Here is a 21,528-nt window from a genome sequence, read left to right as displayed (position 1 = left end):
GTGGCAAGCGAGGACGTGATCTACCTGCTCGACGGCCTCGGCATCGAGACCGGCATCGACCTGAACGCTTTGGCCGCCACCGGCACCTGGATCACCCAGGCCATCGGCCGGCCCAACCGCTCCAAGGTGGGGGTGGCGCTGGCGGCGAGATAATCGCAACGCCAACAAGCAAAAGCCCCGAGTCAGGTGACTGACTCGGGGCTTTGTTTGTGGGCAGTTGAACGGCCCGGCTCGCAGGCGACAAACTCAGAGCGAAGCGGAGAGCTTGGCGTCCTTGTGTAGCCGATTGTTAGGCGAAATGCTTTCATACTGGCCAACGTTCAACAGCAAGACTGGCTAGTGCCTTTTGCCTACTTTCTACTGCGGCTCGATCCCAATGAGGATGCTTCTCAGACACTTCACGAGTTAGAATAAACTCCGAGGATTTGTATGTGATACATTTATTTTCGTATGAACCAGATGCTTCTTTTTTATTATTTGGTTTGTCCAGTAGACAGAGGTTTCCCAAACGATTGAGACAATCAGTTATGAACTCCTTGTCACTCGATATCACATCAGCCCAATCCTGACTCGGATTTTTCGGCAGTATGTGTTCGAGGTTTACGAAGCTTGGGTCTTTGACTGGCTCACTCTGCAATGACTTGCCTGGATTGCAGTTCTTCCATTTCTGGATTTCTAACTCGCGAAGTATCCACCGAGCTCTTGCTGACTTTGTTTCGGCATACCTCGAAAAATCTTCTAGAAACTCTTCATCAGCGGGAAGGATAGCTTTCAGATTTTCCCATACGGCATGTGCCGATTTTAGCTTTCCTGACCAGATGTTTGAGGCAATGGCTGCGGATTGAATTTCTAGTTTTCCTGTACGCCCCCTCCCTATTAATTGATATCTAAGTATAACTGTTACCAAGTAACTTGTTAATTTTTCAACATCAGTTACCGAAAGCTTTTCGATTGCAGAAAGAAGAATCGGATGCGTTTGTTTGGCCCCCAACAAAATGAGAGCTTCAATGTTGGTGCGCGTGGTCTCAGAGTATCGTCTCCACAGATCGCTGTCAGAAATCTCTAGGTTTCCGTAGCAATCGGCAACTCGTGCCAAGTCGTTAGAAAGCTGCGCAACCTCAGTTTTTGAACTGTATTTGCTTTTTAATTCTTTAAATAGGCGGCCTCGTTGAATTCTGCCAAACCTTGAAGTCCAAAAGGCTTTTAAGAAATCATCGCCCTTTCGATCACCTATTGTTGATATCATTTTTGTCCAGTTACTCAGTATCACCGCCTCTTTGTTTCCAGCCTCTCTGAGGAGATGATTTTTCAGCAGATCAAGAACGGACAGGTCAATTCCGCGATCATTCAAAGACTCAAATATTGTATATGCGTTTTCTGGAGCGCTAACATCAAGGCAATTTACCTGCACCCGGTCCCTAATATACTTAGCCATCTGAAATAAAACCGTTGATTTTTGTTTTTTCTCATAACCTTGTTTTTCGGCAAGATTAGCGATGTACTTTCGACACAATAAGGCCGCTTCGAGAAGCTTTCTAGTCGAAGTGTAGCGCCCCTCGCTAGCCAGCTTGATCTCGATATTCTTGTCTGGGCAAGGGTTAACGATTAATTCCTGAAAGACATCCCGATTGTTCACATTGAGAACGATTCGAGGCTCATCCTGCTCTTCCCCGATTTCGGATATACCGATGAAATCATTTTGGATTTTTGCTGCTTCGGCATCTAATCCATTATCGCGCAGCCATTGACGGATAGCAGAATAGATCATTGTCGTAGTGGCTAGACGCTGCTGCCCATCTAGGATTTCATACCTCTTTGAAGGCGTATCTTCCGCACCTACTAGTACGAGCAACCCCAAAAAGTAGTCACTGCTGGGGTCATTCATGGCATTGGTAACATCATCTAAATACTGTTCTACTGCCCCAATCGGCCAAGCATAATCACGCTGGTGCGCTGGCACTTCAAAGTAACGTCTTTCGTTAAGCAGCTGCCCAATTCCGCGTGTCTCGGACGACATTTGTTGTTTTGCCATCTACTTCTCCAATTCCTTTGATTCGCCTAACGCCTAAGCTCAGTTGCCGCCCGAAGCGCGACAGCGCTTCGGGCGGCAACTGCAGCGATCTGTTGGGCGAGAAATACACCGTATTCAGAACTTCCAATCTTTAGTGCCCGTGATTATTAGCACTTCGGAAGCGCCCCAATCCCGAGCAAGAGTAACCGCTGTATCCAAACTCTCGAAATGCCTTGCTTCCTCGGTTGAATCGTCCCCAAGGTAAGCTGTCGCGGTCCCAAACTTCACGGCTAGGCACCAATCTTCGTCGTGCTGTGGAAGGCACGCGACTTTAGCTCCAGTTGCTATTTGTGCAGCAAAGCTGCGTTCTCCAAAAAACATTTACCCCCCCCTTTTCGACTGTGTTCGCCCAACGCCCAAAGCAAGCGCGCCGCTTTTTGGCGTCGCTTTGACTTTGATTGTTAGGCATTAAGTTGACAGCTTCGAAAGCCATAAGTAATTTACTCATAGTCACCTGGCAATGGTTTAAGTGGTGGAACATTATTTCCAGGGGGAACCTTGGGGACGACTTTTAACCAATGCCAACCTAACTCCTTAATTAAATAGACCTCAAGCGGTGCACATAAAGAAGCTGCTAGTATAAAGCAAAAAGAAATGCCCGCTATTTGCCCTGAAACATTGTCAGATTTTGGGAACAAACCAATTTTAGACGTAATAAAAACAATTAAACCTGTGACAAGCAGTAATATTCCTGCTTTAAAAATCAAGACCAAGAATTCTGCTCCATTCTCGATCACAAGGCCAATCGCAATAAGCGCACCTACAACCCAGACTATGAATTTAAATAACAATATCAAATAACGAAACACATGCGTTACCCTCTATGTTTCTACCCCGTAGTATTGGGAATCGATAATTTAGCCCAGATTCGCATAGATTGCCTAACGCCCGCAGCACGCGCGGTTTTGTAATGAAGGCGAAGCCGCAATGTAAAAACCGTCGCCGTGACTGCGATTGTTAGCTGCCATGGTCACCTTTCGTAGCCTTTTCCCACTCAATCCCTAGCCCCTTAAATTTCTGGGCAAAGGGAATAACAATCAGCGCCACTACAGCACCGATAAGTGCCATCCGCTCAGTCGTAAGTAACACTATATCATTTTGCGCACAGATGAAATCTGCTACGACGATAGCAAAAACGATAAACGCCAACACCCACGAAACCTTTTGGAACGACTCAACGGCCTCGACCTTTTCTGTTCGTAACCCGCTCTTTCGTTCTGCGGCGTCCTCTGCAGTTAGTGCAGGAAATGTAGGGAAGAGAGCAAAATCAGTAGGAATAAGCCCACCATCAATGTCAAAGATATACAAGTCGAAGGGGAAAATCTGATTGCTTGATGGCGTAACTAGGAAAACAGGAATACTGTCCTCACCCACTGATTTACTGTAGGCCTTCAGTTGTTTATAGGCACTCTCAGCATTGAGTTGGCTAGATCCTTTTATTTCTATAATCGCCAACCTCTCCTTTTTAATCGGATCAACGATTAAAAAGTCGGGCCGATATTGCTTTCTGCCATCAGTGGCCAAAAACGCAGGCTCATAGACAATTGAGTCTTTAGGGTAGCCAATAGTGACAAGATATTCCGCAAACTCTTTTTCAATTTTGGAGTGATATTCTTTTTGCATCCTTCACCTTAAGGTCCGAGATCCGGAAAACGCTAACGCTGAGCTTAGCGGCGCCCTTGTAATGGAGGCGAAGCCGCAATGAAAAGGGCGTCCGGCGGCCATCGGCCGCGAACTACAGCGACTGGTTAAATACAGGCTTACTCAGACTCTGAGCCCCATGAGTAGCTGGCATTTTTACCCTTGCCCTTACCGAGCTTTTTGCGGTCAATCATTCGGGATTCAAACTTAAAGCTCTCGTCTATTTTCACAACGAGCAGCTTATTGAAATTTCCCGCCCTCTTGACCACTACCTTACCTTTACCTTTTTCAGGGGAAATCGTCTTGATCTCTACCCAGTCATTCCCCATGCGCCCATCTGAGCCGGCCATACCAGGGCGATGGCGCTCGATCCCATATTTGATCTCAGCGTAAAGCTCGCCGAGCTCTCCCCAAATTTGAAGGTAACGACCAGTGAGCTCGTAGTACTCTGCCGCGGAATAAACCAAGTCCTCAAACACTTTGATAATTTCGATGGGCGCATTGGGAAACTCAGCCTTGAGGTCTTGCTCGTGCAATTGACCATTAATCCACTCCCAACTGATCCATTCGCCATCATCCCAAATGCCATCAGATGGATCACTGATGGGAAGTCCTGTCATTGCACACCGCATCTCGGTGCCTCCCTGTATTTAACGCTTGCAGCATGCGCGCCCATGGAATGGAGCCAAAGGCGCAATGTAATGGGCGTCGCCGTGCCTGCACTTGTTATAAGGCGATGCTACTGATGTGCATTAACACTTTCTTGCAGAAAGCCATGAACTTGCCTTCCAAAAATTAATTGACGTTGATGAATAAATCGTCGATATTCAAAGTTAAAATTTTTAGGCCTACCAACTTTCTTCAACTTATTAAAAATACCCAGGGTCTTAAGGTACTCTTGCCTACCTTTTTTCCGAAAATTTAGTCTTGCTTCATTGATTCCCTGCATCAACGTGATGCTAGTAAACTTTTTGTTCAGGTAGTTTTCTTGGTACTTATCCTCAAGAAACGAAGCAATAACATTTGGGTCCTGTTCAAATACTTGCCAAATTTTCTTGCTTTTAGGAACCACAAAATCACGCATACTTTTTCGGCGCTTGAATGCCGGGGCGATACCCGCACTTCCAGACAAATCCATTAATACTTTATAGATTGTCGGCCCGTATTTCTCATGTGCAGCTACATTATCAACATGCCAAGCTTTATACTTTGAAAATTTAATACCTGCGATGACCTCATCATTCTTGATCAACGCAACCATAGGAAAGCCCGGCTTAGGCCTTCCTTCCAATGAAGGCGAACGCAGGAATGTAAATAATTCTAACTTATCAATTTTCTTTATAGCCAAAACACTCTCTCTAGCCTTATAACAGGTAATGAATAGATTTCGGACTTTAACCATTCGAGCACTAGACCCAGGCAGGAGGAATCGTCATCGACGTATAGCGGATCTCCTTCTGGAGTTGGCTCGACATCCAATTCACCCTGACCATTAAATGTTGCTCTCTGTAAGAGATTCTTGGTCTGGTCGTCAATAAGCCTATAAAACGTTATGCTTCCTTTCAGCACACCGTCCACGCTTACCATCTTGAATTCAATACAATAATTCCGGTCCAGAAAGCTCAGATTGCTGTGTTCACCATCTTCATGGTCAACACCTATGCCCTTGAGTGGAAATCTGTCTCCATGAAGAAGAGCGAGGTTCTGTTGGAACTCTCGAAAGAGCTCCTTGAACTTTCCATAACGACGTTGAGCTTGAGCCAGTTTCTCAAGCGAATCTCCAGCACTATTCATGGTTCGACTCCTTCCTTAATTCATAACGTTTCGCGACAGGGGCGCGACGTCAGTCGCGTCCCTTGCTCGCCTTGGTTAGCTTTATGAACCGAAGATACGCCATAAAAAGAAGTGCAAAGCAGCCAATAACCAAGGTCACATAAAATCCCCATCCCAAAGAGTAGCTTTCAAATCTCACGCCACTTGGATTTTCCGGGTTAACATAAACATCAATGGTTTTCCCAACACGAAAATCACGGGCGGTGTTCAATGCAGACAGCTTTATAGGACTGCAAGGTAGTTGGGAAATTTGAAGTTCCGACTCGCGTGCTTCTCCCGCAAACCTAAAGCCTACCTTCACGTTCGGACAGTATGTAGCCCCCTTCGACCCACTTTCCTTTCTGACTTGACTCGAAACTATATCTACAGTCATTAATTCCCACGAGTCGAGTTCTCTCACTTCCGTATAACTATGAAACGCAAGCAATAGGCAGAGCAAACCAAGCACCAGTAACAGGGTCGCCAAAAAAGTCTTATATAGAAACCAATTCATAACGTGATGCTAACGCCCTGGGTAAGCTGCCGATGCGGAGCGCAGCGTAGTACCGGTCAGCTTCACCCACTTGTTAAGTGCTGCTCTAGCTGAGGCAAAGCAGACGGAGCTTTATGCTACTAGATGTTTCGGATATCAAGTTCCAAACCGCACAATAACTAGCCCCAAGACCGAAAACACCACCCCGATAGCAACAATTACACCGCCAACCTTGTTAACCTTTTTCCGGCCTCTCGCATGATCAGCAACAATCACGACAGCGCCCGTTATAATGAGGTACAATCCTGGGCCATGTCCCAATAAAATGAAGCTGATGAGAGCCAGCACTAGCAAGCCTAGCTCAATGAAAAACGCTCGCCCTCGAAAAATCTCACTTCCCATGTAGCTCACTTCCTAGCTGCTACTCATACACTTAACGCTCGCATTTGCGGCTGGTTTGGAGCGCAGCGGAAAACCAGTCCGACAACATGCGCTTGTTAAGTTAATACTCCACCTGCTTTCCTGTTGTAGGTAATAGTACCGGTACTTCAAACTGAATCCTGCTCACTGAGCTATTTTGCGAACTATTGGAACTTGCTGAAGATACAGATATAGAGCCTACAGACTCACCATCATTTGCCGATGTTTGTTCTTCAGTAACTGTAACGGCAACATCGAATTCAACCTTTTGTAATGGAACACCAGTTTCTTGGCAGTATGCATGGCCTTCAGTGTTGCTGTGAAATCTTGCGGTAATTGGATTTACTTTAGCATTTTGAGTATTTCCATACTCTTGTGCAGCCACGACCCCTTTTATAATTTGTTTTAACGTTTCCGAAACAAAATCATCGAGTTTCATAATTTACCCCAATAAAGAAACTATAAAAGAACCGATCGACGCAATACTACCTGCATTAGGCAGCCCATTTAAAAGAGTTTTGACTACCGCTTTGCTTGGCTTGCCACTTTCGACTTGAGCTTCAACTGCATCAATAACTTCATAGGAGGCCAATTGCTCTTCTTCAGGAAGACTTAGCCTATCAATTTCATTACGTAAAGCAGAAATATGCTCTTGAAGTTCAGAATTTGAATTTACAATATTGACCGAGTTATCTGTAGAGTGTTGGTTAATTCTATTGTTTGTGCCGGATATATTGTAAGTAATATGTTGGACAGCTGCTTTTGCTTCAGGAAGACCGAGTTTGATAACATCCATTTGGTACCCAGCAGGAATACCATGGAATTTTTCGTGAAAACCCGGATCGATAACTTTGTACGTTTCTTCTGCACCGTTACTCATTGAACGCTGAATTAAGTCACCAGTCTCTATCAAAATATCAGAACGCTGAATAAATATCTTATCCTTTTGAACGCTCGATTTGATATCCGAAATTATTTCTCCGTCTTGTTTTAACACTTTTACGGTGTCATTCATTAGATCATCAAATGGCATTTGTACGAATTCTCCCTGGTAACTTAACGCTTGGGCTCAGCGGCCGATTTGGAGGCGCAACGCGCCAGAAAAGCGGTCCGCTGCAGCCCCTGGTTAAATGGTGGAAAGCGATACTCTCCGAATCTCTGCTCGCCAGAGCTTGAGACAGGTCTCAGCCAATTCCAAAGCATCATAGCTCGCACCGTTGTGGTCAATTTCATACCTACAGAAAAATGTGATTGGTTTTTTCATTTCCGGTTTATAGGTGGCAATCATCCAATTCCTGTTCGAAATATCTGGCTGATAGCCACTTCTCAATCGATTTATTTTGCAGTGCTTCTTTCCATTGCAAAAGTCCGCACAAATTTTGAGTTCAGGGTGCCGGTTTATGAATTTTTGAAGGTCGCTCTTACGATATTTGGTGGGATACGTTTCCGACAGCCAATCAGCAAGATGATGGCAGTGGATAAAGAACGAAACGACATCATCTTCATAATATTCCACTCGCTTGAACCTGTGAGGACAACCAGAATAGATATCCCGTATCCGGTCTAGATACCGTTGTACTCTGTGTAGTTGCTCCATAGTTCATCGAGCCATTTAACAGGTATTAGACAGCGTGCTCGTTTATTGACTTGAACGAGCATGCGCGTTCAATAACCTTATCATTGCAAACTTTTACCAGCTAAGCCTTTGATTTCATTATTCCCAAAGGAAACCTTGGCCACCTATGCAAAATTCGCGCGCTTGCGCATTTTGCCAATGCCAATAATACTGTATGTACATCCATGCATCGAGAGGACGGAAGTATGGATACGCACAGCAAACCGCCGAAGCTGATGGACCGGGTCAGGGCCATCCTGCGGGTGAAACGCTACAGCCCGCGCACCGAGAAAACATACTGCTACTGGATACGCTACTTTATTCGCTTCCACGGAGTCCGGCATCCCGTCCGTAATCGGCGTAATCGGGGACAGACCCTGGATGCGACATCCCACCAGCAAGGGAGCCGCCGAAGTGAAATCGCCGATTAATCTGGCTACTGCATCGGCATGGCAATATCGAAGGCGGACTTCAGGCACGCTACCGCCCCTACCCGGCAAGACGTGATGGCTCCCTGCCATCCCTGCGGTAGTCCCTGCATGTTGCGTTTTGGCATAGTGCCTAGTCGTCTAAGCGACCTTAAGAGGTCAGCGTATGCGAGAGTGCCGATGGATGCCACACCCCGATTGGTCGCAGACGCCGCTCAATGCATGCCTGGCTCACGGTGACCAAGGTGGAATCGTCGCGCCATAACGCAAAGACCCCGAGCCAGGTGACTGACTCGGGGGCCTTGCTTGGGCGGTCTGGGGTCGGCATCAGCGGCGGCATGCAGCGCCGACCGCTGCATGCTGTTTTAGCTCATCGGCGTCTCGCCACGCAACGCCGCTTCGATCACGGCGATGTCGATCTTCTTCATCGTCATCATGGCATCGAAGGCCCGCTTGGCGGCGGCGCGATCGGGGCTGGTGTAGGCCCTGGTCAGCGCAATGGGGGTAATCTGCCAGGAGACGCCCCACTTGTCCTTGCACCAACCGCAGTCGCTCTCCTGGCCGCCGTTGTCGACGATCGCCTTCCAGTAACGATCGGTCTCGGCCTGATCCTCGGTGGCCACCTGGAACGAGAACGCTTCGTTGTGCTGGATGCCTGGCCCACCGTTGAGCCCCAGACAGGGTATGCCCATCACGGTGAACTCGACGGTCAAGACATCACCCTGCTTGCCCGCCGGGTAGTCTCCCGGCGCCCGATGGACCGCGCCGACGGAGGAATCGGGAAAGGTCCTGGCGTAGAAGTTCGCCGCCTCCTCGGCATCGCGTTCGTACCAGAGGCAGATCGTGTTCTTGGCAATCGTCGTCATGGGAGCCTCCATCCTGGTGCCAGGTGTTCAAAGGCGGCCGGCTTGCGCTCCGACTCCGGGGTCGCAAGTGCCGCCTCCACCGCCTGTTCCGCGTGGATCACGGTGGTGTCGAAGAGGGGCACGTCAGTGTCGCCGGCCTGGATCAGCAGCCCGCTCTCCGTGCAGCCGAGGATGACGCCCTGGGCGCCATCTCGCATCACCGCATGGTGGCTCCAGAGGAACAGCGACCGAGCCAGCGGCGCCACCCGGTTCATCCATGGTCGGGTGGTGTACACCTGCCACTCATGGCGCCCCCGTGTCACGCCCCTCCCCGGCGAGCAGACTCGGCCACCAGGCAGGCCACCTGGGCGCCTCGCCGAGCGTGTCGAACCCCCGGAGGATGGGCGCTCCCAGGTACCAGATGGTGGTCAGGGAGTAGGTCACCGGACCCGGCTGAACACCCTCACAACGCGACTTCAATGGGATTCACGAGCCGCTCGAAGTCGCCGTATGACAGCTGCATGACGTCCGTGTGACTACCGGCATTGAAAGCAATGCGGTCGGCGGCGGTCAGATGCGGGGAAACGAATACCTCCACCCCGAAAAGATTACCGAAGGGCGGCATCGCACCGGGCTCGCAATCCGGGAAACTGTCCTTGAACTCCTCCTCCTTGGCCAGCTCGACGGACGTTGCGCCGACGGAGTGTGCCATCCGCTTCAGGTCCACCTGGTCGGAGGCTGGCAGGACCACCTGCGCCAGCCGCCCGTCGATCTTCACCATCACGCACTTGGCGAAGTGCCTGCCGGTCACATGGACGGACTCGGCGACCTCCTGGGCGGTATAGGCGGGAGAGTGCTGCAGGATGGAATACTTGATGTTCTGCTCATCGAGATGCTGTCTGACTCGCTCCATGGACATGGCGATCACCCTCTCGTTGCCTCTTCAGAGCACTGCTATCGCTACAAGGGTAGCCAGCATCGGGGCCGTGGTCCTCAAGGATCGCTCTGCCCACGGAAACGGCCCGGCTCGCCCCCTGCGACGAGATGTTGCTCAGGCGTCGGCCAGCAGCCTCGCCACCGCCTGTTCGGCGTGTATCTCGGTGGTGTCGAAGAGGGGGATCTCCGTATCGTCAGCCTGGATCAGCAGCCCGAGCTCCGTGCAGCCGAGGATCACGCCCTGGGCGCCCTGCTCGGCCAGCGAGGCGACGATCGCCAAGCAGTCAGCTTTCGAGTCGGCCCGGATCTCGCCACGGCACAGCTCATCGAAGATGATGGCGTGCACCCGCTCGCGCTGGGGGGCATCGGGAATCAGCACCTGGATGCCCTGGGCCTCCAGGCGCTCCCGGTAGAAGGCCTGCTCCATGGTGAAGCGGGTGCCGAGCAGCCCCACCCGGGTCACGCCCTGCCGGTGCAGCGCCTTGGCGGTGGCATCGGCGATATGCAGCAGGGGGATCGCCACGGCCTGCTCGAGCTGCGGGGCGACCTTGTGCATGGTGTTGGTGCAGAGCACCAGGAAGTCGGCGCCGGCCGCCTCCAGGGAGCAGGCGGCCGCACCGAGGATGCGGGCGGCGGCCGCCCAGTCGCCGCGGCGCTGCAGGGCCTCGATCTCGGCGAAGTCCACGCTGTAGAGCACCAACCGGGCCGAGTGCAGGCCGCCCAGCCGTGCCTTCACCCCCTGGTTGATGAGCCGGTAGTAGGTCTGGGTCGATTCCCAGCTCATGCCGCCGATCAGCCCTATGGTCTTCATCATCTCCCCTCCTTGACCTGCCCCCCAGAGCGTTATGCAGGAAGACACCACAACGCAAGGCCCCCGCGCCATTGAGTGACTCAGGGGCCTGGTGGGGCTAATCGGGCTTTCGCGCCAGCAGGGTGGCGAACTGCAACCGCGCACCATTGTGCATGGTGCCCACCTCCTCGTTGTACGTGATCGGCTCCCACCCCGCGTAGGCCTCGCGCAGCTGGTCCTCTCCCAGGGTAAAGGGGAAGCCGACCGGGCAGGGGTACGCCTCCGTATCCATGGCGCAGACGATGGTGTTGTAGCCCCCGGGCAGGGTATGCGCCTGCATGTCGGCGATCACCGCCTCGACACGCGCCGGGTCGAGGAACATCAGGGTGACGGTGCAGACGATCAGCCCATAGTCCGTGTCCAGTGCAGCGCGGTTGAGGTCGTACACCTGGGCCTTCAGGTTTTCGATCCCCTCTCGGCTCACGATCTGCTGCAGCATGTCGATGGCGCCGGGGTTGTTGTCCACCGCGGTCACGTCGAAGCCAAGCTGGCTCAGGTAGAGGGCGTTGCGCCCGTTGGAGCAGCCCATGTCCAGGGCCCGGCACGGCGCCACCACCCGGCATGTCTCGGCCACTTCGCTGTGCACAGGAGTCAGGCCATAGCGGCTGTTGAGATAATTCGACATCGTATCCCCCTTGCCTCTTCATAATATGCATCTATATTACTGCTTTTATGGTGCGGCGAAATAGCACTACGCAACACTGCCCGGGACCGGATCACCGGCCCGTCGCGCAGGCGCTAGGAGCCTGTCGGATTTGACCGATCGTAGCGAGAGGGACGGATTTCGAGACAAGTTTATCGATCTGATGAGACAAATAGCCCGCTATTTAACGAATCAGATCGAATGAAATTGGCCGAAAGACCGGGTCTCGGAGTAGATCAGCGTTAAGTCCGACAGGCTCCCTAAAACCTGGGGTGGATGCTCAGCGACAGCATGGCGGAAAGCTGGCACAACGGCCTGCCTGACGCCTGCTGCAACGCATTGAAGGCATCCTGTACCCGTTGCTGGTCACGCTGGCTGGTAGGGGGGCGTTCAATGATGCCCGCGGCCACCAGGCGCGCCACCACATCGCTGGTCAGCAGGAAGGTATCCTTGCCGACCAGGCGCAAGAAGCCGGCGGCCGAACGGCCGCCCAGGCGTGCGCCGCGCCTGGCCAGCAGGCGCCACAGGCCGATGATGTCGGTGCTCGGCCAGTCGGCGATGAACTCACCGAAGCTGCCGCCCTGCTCCTGGAGAAGGTCCAGGATGAATTGCGCGTTTCTGGGGATGGTCTGGAGCTTGGTGCGATGACGGATGAGGCGCTCATCCTGCATGTGGCCTTCGATCTGCTCCGGGGTGAGCAGCACCATCTTCTCGGGCACGAAGCCCCAGAAGGCCTCCTCGAAGGCCGGCCACCTGGCATCGACCACCGCGTGATTCATGCCGGCGCGGAACACCCGCCGGCTCATGGCGGAGAGGTAGCGATCATCCCCCAGCCGCTTCAGCTCGTCAGGCGTCAGCGCCTGGGGCAGATAGGCCTCCAGGGCCTCATCGGATTCGAAGCGGTGGCGAACCCTGTCATGGAGCCATCGGTAGTCCAGCGTCATGCCTGCCTCGCTCTGCCTGGGCCATCATCGTCCTCAACCGCCACGCCGATGAAACCACCGGACTGGCGCCGCCACAGGGCGGCGTAGAGGCCATCCTTGGCCAGCAGTTCCCCGTGGGTGCCGCTCTCGACGATCTGTCCCTCATCGATCACCACCAGGCGGTCGAGCATGGCAATGGTCGAAAGCCGGTGGGCGATGGCGATCACCGTCTTGCCCTCCATCAGCGTATAGAGCTGCTCCTGAATCGCCGCCTCCACCTCGGAGTCCAGCGCCGAGGTGGCTTCATCCAGCACCAGGATGGGCGCATTCTTGAGCAGCACCCGGGCGATGGCGATGCGCTGACGCTGGCCGCCGGAGAGCTTGACGCCGCGCTCCCCCACCTGGGCATCCAGGCCGCGGCGGCCCTGCGGGTCCACCAGGTCATCGATGAAGGTATCGGCATGGGCGCGACGCACCGCCTCCTGGACCTGCGCTTCGCTGGCCTGGGGACTGCCGTAGCGGATGTTGTCGCGCACCGAGCGGTGCAGCAGCGAGGTGTCCTGGGTGACCATGCCGATATGCCGGCGCAGCGACTCCTGGGTCACCCCGGCGATGTCCTGGCCGTCGATCAGGATGCGCCCGCCCTCCAGATCGAAGAAACGCAGCAGGAGGTTGGCCAGGGTCGACTTGCCGGCCCCGGAGCGACCGATCAGCCCCACCTTCTCGCCGGGGGCGATGGTCAGGTCGAGGCCATCGAAGACCCGCCGGCCCTGGCCGTCGGGGCGTGCATAGCCGAAGTGCAGCGCCTCGAAGCGTATCTCGCCGCGAGGCACCGTCAGCGTGCTGGCATCGGGCGCGTCCTGCACCGCCGGCTCCTGGGCGATGGTGTTGATGCCGTCCTGCACGGTGCCGATGTTCTCGAACAGGCTCGCCACCTCCCAGAGGATCCAGTTGGACATGAAGCGGATGCGCATCACCAGGGCGATCGCCACGGCGATGATCCCCAGCGCCACCGCTTCCAGGTACCAGGCGCCGATGGCCATGGCGGCCACGCCAGCCAGCAGCAAGGAGTTGAGCACCGTCAGGCTGACGGTCAGGCCGGTGGCCAGGCGCATCTGCCGATAGACGGTCACCATGAACCCCTCCATGGCATCGCGGGCGTATTCCTGCTCGCGACGGGTATCGGCGAACAGCTTGATGGTCTGGATATTGCTGTAGCTATCGACGATGCGCCCGGTCATCACCGCTCGGGCATCGGCCTGCGCCATGGAGACCGCCCGCAGACGAGGCACGAAGATCCACATGATGGCGATGTAGCCGGCGAGCCAGAGCACCAGCGGCAGCATCAGCCAGGGCTCGGCGCGGCCCATCAGCAGCATCGCCCCGCTGAAGTAGACGAGCACATAGACCATCAGATCCATCAGCTTCATCACCGTCTCGCGGATCGCCAGGGCCGTCTGCATCACCTTCTGGGAAACCCGCCCGGCGAACTCGTCCTGATAGAAGGCCAGGCTCTGGCCGAGCATATGGCGATGCGCCAGCCAGCGACCGATCATCGGGTAGTTGCCGAAGATGCCTTGCTGGGTCACCAGCGCCTGCAGCAGGGTCAACAGCGGCAGGCCGATCACCACCAGCGCCGCCATCCCGGCCAGGCGCCAGCCATGCTCGGTGAAGAAGCCCTCACGCTCGGCGCCGGCCAGCCAGTCCACCAGCTCGCCCATGGTGTGGAAGAAGAACACCTCCGCCGCTGAGACCAGTGCCGTCAGCACCGACATCACGACCAGCAGCGGCAGCACCGGCCGCGAGAAGTGCAGGATAAAGGCGAACAACCCCCTGGGTGGCGTGCCCCGATTGTCCTCCGGGTAGGGGTTCACCAGGGTCTCGAAATAGCGAAAGAGGGCGCGATACATGGCAGCAATCCGGTTGCAGGGAGTGAGCTCGACGTTCTCGAGCCTCGTGGAGGATAGCCAAGCGAGGACCCGACCTGCACCCTGGGATGCCAAACGACCATTCGCGGAACTGCCGGGCGATGGAGCGTTCCAGGCCGGCGCCGCCTACTGCAGCTGGAACTCCACCGGCTGCAACGGCTCGGACGCCGGGTCGCCCAGCGCCTCGGCCACGCTGATCTCGTGTACCCGGCAGATGGCATCCAGCGGCAGGTCGTTGGTCTCGCGGCCGAAGGGGAATTCCAGCTGCTCCGAGAGGCGGTCGAGCCCGAAGAAGGTATAGGCCACGATGGCGGTAAACACCGGGGTGAACCAGCCGGCGCCCGACACCAGACCGAAGGGCAGCAGGTAGCAATAGACGTAGGCGGTGCGATGCGCCAGGAGCGTGTAGGCGAACGGCAGCGGCGTCTGGGCGATGCGCTCCGAGGCGGCCTGGATGCCGGCCATGCCGTGCAGGTGCCGGTCGAGGGCCGCCGCCCCCACCGAGTCGATCGCCCCTGCCTGGCGCGCCTCGGCGATCACATCGCCGGCCTGCTGCAGCATGAAGGCCGCCGGGTTGCGGGTACTCAGCGTCTCATCGACCAGGGCCGGGTCAAGCGAAGCCGGCAGGTCCGGACGCACGTCCTCCTCGCGAAGCTGCCCGCGCAGCAGGTGGGCATGGGCCAGCGCGCGCATCATCAGCTCACGGCGCCGCTCCGGACTCAGGTAGATGCCGCCGGTCCGCGCCAGGCTGCGCATCTCATAGACCATGTGCCCCCACTGCTGGCGCGCCTCCCACCAGCGGTTGTAGGTCGCCGTGTTGCGCACGCTCAAGAGGATCGACAGCGCGATCCCCATGAGGGTGAACGGCAGCAGGGTGTATTCGACGATGCCATCCAGGTAGTGATGGCGAGAGACCCAGGTGACGGCCGTGGCGAAGAGCCCAGCCAGCAGGATGTGAGGGAAGATATGGGGCAACACCGAACCTTTCCAGGCCAGCATCAGCCCGAGCGCACCGGGGCGATCACGAACGATCACGACACAACGACTCCGAAAGGCAAAAGCGGCGATGGTGTCACAGCGCCCCGGATGAGGAAAGCCGGGCCCGCGCGCCCCGTTCCTGCGGCGCCTGGGCTAGCGGCGATATGCGTAGAGGGTGTTGCACGCCCCGTAGAGCTCCACCGTCTCCGTCGCGCCGAAGCCCAGCCGGTTGCGCAGACGATGGGAGCGCACATTCCGGCAGCGTCACCGCCAGCTCGTCCCGTGTCACCAGGCCGCACATGCCGATCGGGGTGCCCTCCCCTTTCCGCTCCACCAGGTTCCGGCCGACGCCATGGGCCCGATAGCTCGCCATCGGGCCGTGTTCGAGATAGCGGAGGGCCTCCTCGCGGGTGCGCCTCCCCTTGTCGGCGATGTGGCGGATGAACGTCGGGGCGTTCAAGAGCCGGACGATAAAGTCGGCGTCGTCGACCTCGAAATGCCGAAGGGTCAGTCGTACGGTGTCGATGACTTTCACCCTGCCACTCCCTGGTTGAACGCTTGATGGGGGGATGACGCCGCGGCGCGTCGCTGGGCAGCACGCCCATCAGCCGGCCAAATAAGAAAACCCCCGGCCGAAGGAACGGCGCGGGGGCGACTCATTGTGCGCCCGTGATGGGTTGAGCGCTAGGGCGCGACCCAGCGGCCCTCCCGGCGCGCGAGGATCTCGCCGGTCTCGTCATCGAGGGCGAAGAGGTGCAGCCAGCCGTTGCCCACCAGGGACTGCAGCACCTCGTGGCGGGCGATGATCGCGTCGATCGCCGCCGTGGGCGCCGCCAGGTAGGCGCTCAGGCGCAGGGGCTCGTGGCGCCACTGCTCGCCGTCGTGCAGCGACTGCATCGGCAGGCCAATGCGCAGGTCGCCGCCGTTGCCCTCGAGCACGCCGATATGCCCGCCGACCACGTTGTGCAGCACCTTGTTGCCGCTGCCGAACTTGCGGTTGTCGGTGACGGAGGCGTTGTACTGCATGTTGATCCAGTGGGCGACGACCATCGGCGCGGTCATGATCAGCTCGAGGCGCGAGGCGTCGGGATCGGTGCGCCAGTCGTAGTCGTGCAGGAAGCTGCGCCCGGCGAGATCGAGGGGCGCGGTGAGCCGACGCGGCGCGGCGATGAAGCTGGCGTTGTTGGCCAGCCCCCACTCCGGGCGGGTCTGGGACCAGTCGGCGCCGCGGCGCTCGAGGACCTTCTCGAGCTCGGGCTCGTTGGCCGCGAGGCCGAGCCGCGGGGCGCGCTCGCGCCGGGCCTGGTCGCCGGCCCCGGCGAGCCAGGCGCGCTCCTCCTCGCTCAAGGCGAAGGCATCCTCCGCGCCCTCCGGCAGTTCGATGCGGTCGGTGATGGTGTGGTGCAGCGCCGGCACGAAGCGGGTCGCCTCGGGAATGACGAGGCCCTCCTCGGCCAGCGCCTCGCGCAGCGCGGGGTCGTTGAGCAGCCGCGCCAGGGCGCGCACCGAGACCTCGCCGGACTGGCCGCCGCAGGCGCCGCACTCGAGCCCCGCGGCGTGGGGGTTGTTGGTGCTGTGGCTGCCGTGGCCCACCAGCAGCACCCGGGGCGCGAGGTGCTCGGTGAGGCCCATGGCGCCGAGCACGGTGCGGGCGAGCGCGGCCTTGTCGGCGAGGCTCAGCGCCTCGCCGCTGTCGCGCCAGTGCCAGCTCAACTCGTCCATGGCAAGCGGCACGCGACCGGCCTTCGGCGCCAGCGAACGGCGCAGCAGCTTGCCGGCATAGAGCAGGCCGCCCGCCTCCACGGCGGTGAAGCTGGCACTCGCCGTGCGGCTCCACTCCTGCAGGCGGGCCTGCCAGTTGAGCCGCTTCGCCGAGCGGGCCTCGCCCTCACCCGTGCCGCTCTTGAGCGTCACCCGGGGCGCCAGCAGGCCCGGCAGGTGCGGCTGGGCAAGCGCGGCGCCGTCCTGCCGGTGCTCGAGGGGCAGGCCGAAGAAGCCGGCGAAGCCCAGGGTCTGGATCGCCGGGCTCTGGCGCTCGAGCGCTCGACGCAGCGGCTCGGAGCGCACGTCGATGCAGAACACCGCCTGCAGCCGCACCGCCTCGCTCGCCGGGGCCGGCGCGCGCGCCGTCTCGCCCAGGGCCCGCTGCAGCGGATCCTGGTAGGCCAGCTCGCTGGCGAGCTGCCACACCCAGAGGGGCTGCTGGGCGTGCAGGTGGCGCTCGACCCGCTCCGGCAGCTCGACGAGCTCGGCGTGCCACAGCCGGGTCAGGCGCTCGGCCTGGTCGGGCAGCTCGGCGCGGACGTAGCGCCACAGCACCAGCTCCCAGGCCAGGCGGATCGCCAGCAGGCTGCGCATGTCCGACGCCGACGCCTCGCGCTCTCCTTCGACCTCGCCTTCGGGGGCGCCCAGCGCCCGCTGCCACTCCTGGTAGGCGACCCAGGCGGCCCAGCCGTTGATGTCGAGCAGCAGCGCCTGGGCGTAGTGCTCGAGCCGGTCGGCGTCGACTTCCAGCTCGGCGATGGCCGCCTCGAAGAGGCCAGCCTCGGTCTCCGGCAGGGTCGCGAAGTAGCGCCGCAGCCGCCGCTCGCCCATCAGGATGGCGATGCCGCGATCCTTGAGGGTGATCTCCCGCCAGTGCTGGTAGAGCCGCTTGCCGCTCGGGGCGTTCAGGCGCTGGGCGTTGAGCGGCCCGTCCTCCTGGTAGTAGGCGGCGCAGAACTGGCTGATCTGCTGGGTGATCTCGTCGCGCCAGGCCATCTTGTGCTGGCGGTCGCGACGGGCGTCGATCAGGTCGCTGACGTTGTGCCAGTGGGGCAGCCGGGCGAGTTCGTCGACGACCACCAGCAGGTTCTTGTAGCCGCCCGGGTAGTCGAGCCGCTCCGCCGCCGCGGCGAGGTGGCGATCGTTGATCTCGCCGCGCTGCCAGGCGCCCAGGTAGTGGCTCGGCGGCATCAGGCAGTGGACGTTGCCGAGCGCCGAGAGCCGCGCCGCCACCGTGGCGGCGTCTTCCCCGCGCTGGGTCCAGTAGGGGCTCACCGCGATCAGGCGATCCAGCGGCCAGCTCGGTGCGATGCGCGCGCAGGCCCGGTCCAGCGCCGTTTGCTGGGCCTCGGTCAGCGGCGTGTGCTCCTGCTCGGGGGCGTTGGCCGGCCAGGCGGCCTGGGTGTTGTCGAGATGCGTCATAGGGAACTCCCGCGGAAGGCGGTGTGGAGCTGCTTGGCCTTGATGCGCCCGGGCAGCTCGTGAGGCCAGAGCTTCAGGGTGTTACGGGTGACCCACTCGTCGAGGTAGAAGCCGGCGTAGCAGTAGCGGTTGAGCGTCTGCGACGCGCGGTAGTGCAGGCCGTGGCGCTTGAGCCAGTAGCCCGCGAAGAGCAGCAGGAAGAGCGCGCTCACCCACAGGTCCGCCCAGGGCGAGACCGTGTGCCCGGTCGCGGGCAGCAGCGAGGCGAACAGCGACTTGAGGCCGACATAGGCGAGCACCACCAGCGCGGCCAGGCCGAGAAAGCCGACGAGGCCGCCCCTCGTACGCTCGCCGCCGCGCTCGGCCAGCAGCACGGTGAGGGCCAGCGTCAGCAGCACCCAGGGGCTGATCGCCGCGAGGGCCGGGGCCTCGGTGACGCCGCGCACCAGCATGACGAGCCCCGCCACCAGCGCGGTACTGAGCAGGCCCGCCGTGAGCCATTGCCACCACGAGGGGCTGCGTCCGGGGGCGCGGCGGCGCAGCAGGTCCTGCTCGACCGCCTCGCCGGAGCCGAGGAAGGCGTAGGCCTTGTAGCAGGAGTGGGCGAGCAGGTGCAGCAGCGCCAGCTCCACCAGCCCCAGGGCAATCTCGACCAGCATCAGCCCCATCTGCGCGCTGGTCGACCAGGCCAGGCGCACCTTGATGCTGATGCGGGTCATCATGACCAGCGCCGACAGCACGCTGCCGAGGCCGGCGACGACAAGCACCAGCGCCTGGGCGGGCGCGGACTGCAGCAGCAGCGGCGAGAAGAGCAGCAGCAGGTAGCCGCCGAGGTTGATCACCCCGCCGTGCAGCGTCGCCGAGACCGGCGTGGGCGCCTCGACCACCTGGATCAGCCAGCCATGCAGCGGCAGCTGGGCGCACTTGATCAGCGCCGCCAGGGCGAGCAGGCAGGCCGCCGCCTGTTCGGTGAGGGACAGGGCGACGCCATCCGATGCCTGACTATCACTATAGGCGCCGACGATGACGCTGATCCGCGCGTTGTCGTGGTGCAGGTAGAGCAGCACGAAGGCGGTCAGGGCGCAGAGCTCGGCGGCGCGGGCAAAGAGGAACTTCTTGTGGGCCGCCAGGGCGGCGCGGGGGCGGTCGGGATAGAACATCAGCAGCTGGTGCATGGCCAGGCTGATGGCGAACCAGGCGAGCAGGAAGAGCGCCAGGTGATCGCTCAGCACCGCCACGCTGACCGCCGCGAACACCGCCTGGACCAGCGCGACGAAGCGCGTCTGGCGCGGCTCGCCCTGCAGGTAGGTGGCGCTGTAGCGCACCACCACGAAGGCGATGAAGTTGGCGAGCAGCAGCATGATCAGCTGCAGCGGCGCGGTCTGCCAGCCGCCCTCGCCCGCCGGCAGCCACCCTGCCGCGCCGAGCGCCAGCAGCAGCGCCGAGACGCCGAGGCCGCCGAGCGTGGTGGCCTGGGCCGTGCGCCAGGCGCGCTCACGGGGCTGGCGGGCGCTCCACGCGGCCCCCAGCGCCAGCAGGAGAGGCACCAGGGCCAGCAGCCAGGGGGACAGCGTCTCGATCCACTTCATGACATGACTCCGCTCGTTCAGGTGCGGGCAGTATCGGGCGGGCCATGCTTTAATTAAAATATATATAAATTGAATTTCCGTTCTATAAAAGAGAACGACATGAGCCGACTGAACTATCACCACCTCTACTACTTCTGGCGCGTGGCGGCCGAGGGCAAGCTCACGCGGGTGGCCGAATCGCTGCACCTCTCCCAGAGCGCGCTCTCTGCGCAGATCCGCAAGCTGGAGGAGCGGATGGGCAAGCCGCTGTTCGAGCGGCGCAACCGCACCCTGGTGCTGACCGAGGCGGGCCGGCAGGTCTTCAACTACGCCGAGGTGATCTTCACCAAGGGGGAGGAGCTGGAGTCGCTGATCAACCGCGGCATCGAGCCCGAGTACCAGCACATCCGCATCGGCACCCTCTCCAGCATGTCGCGCAACTTCATCGAGGGCTTCATCGCCCCGCTGCTGCAGGGCAAGGGGCCGAAGGTGCGCTTCAGCCTCTATGCCCGGGGCATGGCCGACCTGCTCGACGGTCTGGCCCGCCACGAGTTCGACCTGGTGCTGGCCAACACCCAGCTGCCGCCCTCGGGCTCGCCCCAGGCGGCCTGGCAGAGCCAGCTGCTGGCCCGCCAGCCGCTCTCCATCATCGGCCCGCCCGACGCCAACCCCTGCACGCCCTTCCCCGAGGGCTACGAGGGGCTGCGCTGGGTGCTGCCCGGCGAGCACCACGAGCTGCGCCGCGCCTTCGACGGCCACTGCAGCCTGCACCAGTACCGGCCGGAGGTGCTCGCCGAGGCCGACGACATGGCCATGCTGCGCCTGCTGGCCCGGGACAGCGGGGCGCTGAGCGTGCTGCCCGAGGTGGTGGTGAAGGATGAGCTGCGTCAGGGGCGGCTCACCTCCTTCGAGCGGCTGCCCAACGTCTTCGAGAACTTCTACGCCATCACCCTGCCCCGGGAGTTCATGCCGGCCGTGGTCTCGGAGCTGTTGGCCCGCCCGCTGCGGGAGCTGACCTGACCGCGGAGCCCTGCCCTGGCTGCAACGCAAAGCCCCCGAGCCGAAGGATGAACTGCACCCCGAAAGTTGGACCCCCAATCCAACCTTCGGGGTGTTTTTATGAGCAAACGATACGACGAGTGGTTCAAACTGCAGGTGGCGCAGCAGTGTTTGCACGATGGCACCAGCTTG

At 59.0% G+C, this 21,528-nt stretch carries 24 protein-coding genes; 3 read left to right on the top strand and 21 right to left on the bottom strand.

Annotated elements, in window-relative coordinates; all coding sequences use genetic code 11:
- Positions 1–153 carry a hypothetical protein gene (locus ABE957_RS12005; RefSeq protein ID WP_407650042.1) on the top strand — a complete coding sequence of 51 codons (153 nt, stop codon included), beginning with the start codon at positions 1–3 and terminating at the stop codon, positions 151–153.
- 151 nt (positions 154–304) lie between these two features.
- On the opposite strand, the gene ABE957_RS12000 is transcribed toward ABE957_RS12005, so the two are convergent.
- The 10 genes from ABE957_RS12000 to ABE957_RS11960 all read right to left on the bottom strand — a co-directional run bounded on the left by ABE957_RS12000 (position 305) and on the right by ABE957_RS11960 (position 7,470).
- Positions 305–2,032, bottom strand: coding sequence for a DUF262 domain-containing protein (locus ABE957_RS12000; RefSeq protein ID WP_349758930.1), 1,728 nt, complete (start codon positions 2,030–2,032; stop codon positions 305–307).
- A gap of 479 nt (positions 2,033–2,511) precedes the next feature.
- Entirely contained in the window at positions 2,512–2,880 is a 369-nt protein-coding gene (locus tag ABE957_RS11995; protein ID WP_349758929.1) for a hypothetical protein, read from the bottom strand.
- Between the two features lie 148 nt (positions 2,881–3,028).
- The gene (locus ABE957_RS11990) at positions 3,029–3,694 is read right to left on the bottom strand and encodes a hypothetical protein (protein ID WP_349758928.1); all 666 of its coding nucleotides are present in this window, start codon (positions 3,692–3,694) and stop codon (positions 3,029–3,031) included.
- 137 nt (positions 3,695–3,831) lie between these two features.
- Positions 3,832–4,332 carry a hypothetical protein gene (locus ABE957_RS11985; protein ID WP_349758927.1) on the bottom strand — a complete coding sequence of 167 codons (501 nt, stop codon included), beginning with the start codon at positions 4,330–4,332 and terminating at the stop codon, positions 3,832–3,834.
- A 119-nt stretch (positions 4,333–4,451) separates the two neighbouring features.
- The gene (locus tag ABE957_RS11980; RefSeq protein ID WP_349758926.1) at positions 4,452–5,060 is read right to left on the bottom strand and encodes a hypothetical protein; all 609 of its coding nucleotides are present in this window, start codon (positions 5,058–5,060) and stop codon (positions 4,452–4,454) included.
- Positions 5,051–5,506 (bottom strand): hypothetical protein, encoded by a 456-nt coding sequence (locus ABE957_RS11975; RefSeq protein ID WP_349758925.1) that lies wholly within the window; start codon positions 5,504–5,506, stop codon positions 5,051–5,053. Before ABE957_RS11975 ends, ABE957_RS11980 begins: the two co-directional genes overlap by 10 nt.
- Before the next feature lie 49 nt (positions 5,507–5,555).
- Positions 5,556–5,918, bottom strand: coding sequence for a DUF3592 domain-containing protein (locus tag ABE957_RS18160; protein WP_432765418.1), 363 nt, complete (start codon positions 5,916–5,918; stop codon positions 5,556–5,558).
- Positions 5,919–6,173: 255 nt separating this feature from the next.
- Entirely contained in the window at positions 6,174–6,419 is a 246-nt protein-coding gene (locus tag ABE957_RS11970) for a hypothetical protein (protein ID WP_349758924.1), read from the bottom strand.
- 100 nt (positions 6,420–6,519) lie between these two features.
- Positions 6,520–6,876, bottom strand: a complete 357-nt coding sequence (locus ABE957_RS11965) for a hypothetical protein (RefSeq protein WP_349758923.1) — start codon at positions 6,874–6,876, stop codon at positions 6,520–6,522.
- A 3-nt stretch (positions 6,877–6,879) separates the two neighbouring features.
- The gene (locus tag ABE957_RS11960) at positions 6,880–7,470 is read right to left on the bottom strand and encodes a hypothetical protein (protein ID WP_349758922.1); all 591 of its coding nucleotides are present in this window, start codon (positions 7,468–7,470) and stop codon (positions 6,880–6,882) included.
- 767 nt (positions 7,471–8,237) lie between these two features.
- Here ABE957_RS11960 and ABE957_RS11955 point away from each other — a divergent pair.
- Entirely contained in the window at positions 8,238–8,483 is a 246-nt protein-coding gene (locus ABE957_RS11955) for a phage integrase N-terminal SAM-like domain-containing protein (protein WP_349758921.1), read from the top strand.
- A gap of 362 nt (positions 8,484–8,845) precedes the next feature.
- On the opposite strand, the gene ABE957_RS11950 is transcribed toward ABE957_RS11955, so the two are convergent.
- From ABE957_RS11950 to ABE957_RS11900, 11 genes are all read right to left on the bottom strand, one after another.
- The gene (locus ABE957_RS11950; RefSeq protein ID WP_349758920.1) at positions 8,846–9,346 is read right to left on the bottom strand and encodes a VOC family protein; all 501 of its coding nucleotides are present in this window, start codon (positions 9,344–9,346) and stop codon (positions 8,846–8,848) included.
- Positions 9,343–9,621, bottom strand: a complete 279-nt coding sequence (locus ABE957_RS11945; RefSeq protein WP_432765417.1) for a hypothetical protein — start codon at positions 9,619–9,621, stop codon at positions 9,343–9,345. The genes ABE957_RS11950 and ABE957_RS11945 overlap by 4 nt, the downstream gene beginning before the upstream one ends.
- A gap of 167 nt (positions 9,622–9,788) precedes the next feature.
- Positions 9,789–10,244, bottom strand: coding sequence for an aminoacyl-tRNA deacylase (locus ABE957_RS11940; protein ID WP_349758919.1), 456 nt, complete (start codon positions 10,242–10,244; stop codon positions 9,789–9,791).
- A 132-nt stretch (positions 10,245–10,376) separates the two neighbouring features.
- Complete coding sequence (locus ABE957_RS11935; protein WP_349759048.1) at positions 10,377–11,072, bottom strand: aspartate/glutamate racemase family protein; 696 nt, start codon at positions 11,070–11,072, stop codon at positions 10,377–10,379.
- Positions 11,073–11,169: 97 nt separating this feature from the next.
- Positions 11,170–11,736, bottom strand: a complete 567-nt coding sequence (tehB, locus tag ABE957_RS11930; protein WP_349758918.1) for a tellurite resistance methyltransferase TehB — start codon at positions 11,734–11,736, stop codon at positions 11,170–11,172.
- A gap of 278 nt (positions 11,737–12,014) precedes the next feature.
- Complete coding sequence (locus tag ABE957_RS11925; protein WP_349758917.1) at positions 12,015–12,698, bottom strand: DNA-3-methyladenine glycosylase I; 684 nt, start codon at positions 12,696–12,698, stop codon at positions 12,015–12,017.
- On the bottom strand, positions 12,695–14,587 hold the full coding sequence (locus tag ABE957_RS11920; protein ID WP_349758916.1) for an ABC transporter ATP-binding protein: 1,893 nt from the start codon (positions 14,585–14,587) through the stop codon (positions 12,695–12,697). Before ABE957_RS11920 ends, ABE957_RS11925 begins: the two co-directional genes overlap by 4 nt.
- A gap of 144 nt (positions 14,588–14,731) precedes the next feature.
- Entirely contained in the window at positions 14,732–15,640 is a 909-nt protein-coding gene (locus ABE957_RS11915) for a bestrophin family protein (protein ID WP_349758915.1), read from the bottom strand.
- A 37-nt stretch (positions 15,641–15,677) separates the two neighbouring features.
- Positions 15,678–16,118: a GNAT family N-acetyltransferase gene (locus ABE957_RS11910; RefSeq protein ID WP_349758914.1), complete on the bottom strand. Its 441-nt coding sequence runs from the start codon at positions 16,116–16,118 to the stop codon at positions 15,678–15,680.
- 149 nt (positions 16,119–16,267) lie between these two features.
- Positions 16,268–18,769, bottom strand: a complete 2,502-nt coding sequence (locus ABE957_RS11905; protein ID WP_349758913.1) for a YbcC family protein — start codon at positions 18,767–18,769, stop codon at positions 16,268–16,270.
- Positions 18,766–20,358, bottom strand: a complete 1,593-nt coding sequence (locus ABE957_RS11900) for an NADH-quinone oxidoreductase subunit L (protein ID WP_349758912.1) — start codon at positions 20,356–20,358, stop codon at positions 18,766–18,768. The genes ABE957_RS11905 and ABE957_RS11900 overlap by 4 nt, the downstream gene beginning before the upstream one ends.
- A gap of 99 nt (positions 20,359–20,457) precedes the next feature.
- Between ABE957_RS11900 and ABE957_RS11895 the strand changes: the two genes are divergently transcribed.
- On the top strand, positions 20,458–21,357 hold the full coding sequence (locus ABE957_RS11895; protein WP_349758911.1) for a LysR family transcriptional regulator: 900 nt from the start codon (positions 20,458–20,460) through the stop codon (positions 21,355–21,357).
- The last annotated feature ends 171 nt before the right edge of the window (positions 21,358–21,528 follow it).

The sequence above is a fragment of the Halomonas pelophila genome (genome assembly GCF_040196315.1).
Taxonomy (GTDB): domain Bacteria; phylum Pseudomonadota; class Gammaproteobacteria; order Pseudomonadales; family Halomonadaceae; genus Halomonas; species Halomonas pelophila.
The sequence above is the reverse complement of the archived record's forward strand: the minus strand, read 5'-3'. Positions and strand labels throughout refer to the sequence as shown.

Bases quoted from the DNA above. Each gene is read 5' to 3' on its own strand.
- ABE957_RS12000 (WP_349758930.1), bottom strand. From the start codon at position 2,032: ATGGCAAAACAACAAATGTCGTCCGAGACACGCGGAATTGGGCAGCTG.
- ABE957_RS11990 (WP_349758928.1), bottom strand. From the start codon at position 3,694: ATGCAAAAAGAATATCACTCCAAAATTGAAAAAGAGTTTGCGGAATAT.
- ABE957_RS11985 (WP_349758927.1), bottom strand. From the start codon at position 4,332: ATGACAGGACTTCCCATCAGTGATCCATCTGATGGCATTTGGGATGAT.
- ABE957_RS11975 (WP_349758925.1), bottom strand. From the start codon at position 5,506: ATGAATAGTGCTGGAGATTCGCTTGAGAAACTGGCTCAAGCTCAACGT.
- ABE957_RS18160 (WP_432765418.1), bottom strand. From the start codon at position 5,918: ATGACTGTAGATATAGTTTCGAGTCAAGTCAGAAAGGAAAGTGGGTCG.
- ABE957_RS11970 (WP_349758924.1), bottom strand. From the start codon at position 6,419: ATGGGAAGTGAGATTTTTCGAGGGCGAGCGTTTTTCATTGAGCTAGGC.
- ABE957_RS11965 (WP_349758923.1), bottom strand. From the start codon at position 6,876: ATGAAACTCGATGATTTTGTTTCGGAAACGTTAAAACAAATTATAAAA.
- ABE957_RS11960 (WP_349758922.1), bottom strand. From the start codon at position 7,470: ATGCCATTTGATGATCTAATGAATGACACCGTAAAAGTGTTAAAACAA.
- ABE957_RS11955 (WP_349758921.1), top strand. From the start codon at position 8,238: ATGCATCGAGAGGACGGAAGTATGGATACGCACAGCAAACCGCCGAAG.
- ABE957_RS11950 (WP_349758920.1), bottom strand. From the start codon at position 9,346: ATGACGACGATTGCCAAGAACACGATCTGCCTCTGGTACGAACGCGAT.
- ABE957_RS11940 (WP_349758919.1), bottom strand. From the start codon at position 10,244: ATGTCCATGGAGCGAGTCAGACAGCATCTCGATGAGCAGAACATCAAG.
- ABE957_RS11935 (WP_349759048.1), bottom strand. From the start codon at position 11,072: ATGAAGACCATAGGGCTGATCGGCGGCATGAGCTGGGAATCGACCCAG.
- tehB (WP_349758918.1), bottom strand. From the start codon at position 11,736: ATGTCGAATTATCTCAACAGCCGCTATGGCCTGACTCCTGTGCACAGC.
- ABE957_RS11925 (WP_349758917.1), bottom strand. From the start codon at position 12,698: ATGACGCTGGACTACCGATGGCTCCATGACAGGGTTCGCCACCGCTTC.
- ABE957_RS11920 (WP_349758916.1), bottom strand. From the start codon at position 14,587: ATGTATCGCGCCCTCTTTCGCTATTTCGAGACCCTGGTGAACCCCTAC.
- ABE957_RS11905 (WP_349758913.1), bottom strand. From the start codon at position 18,769: ATGACGCATCTCGACAACACCCAGGCCGCCTGGCCGGCCAACGCCCCC.
- ABE957_RS11900 (WP_349758912.1), bottom strand. From the start codon at position 20,358: ATGAAGTGGATCGAGACGCTGTCCCCCTGGCTGCTGGCCCTGGTGCCT.
- ABE957_RS11895 (WP_349758911.1), top strand. From the start codon at position 20,458: ATGAGCCGACTGAACTATCACCACCTCTACTACTTCTGGCGCGTGGCG.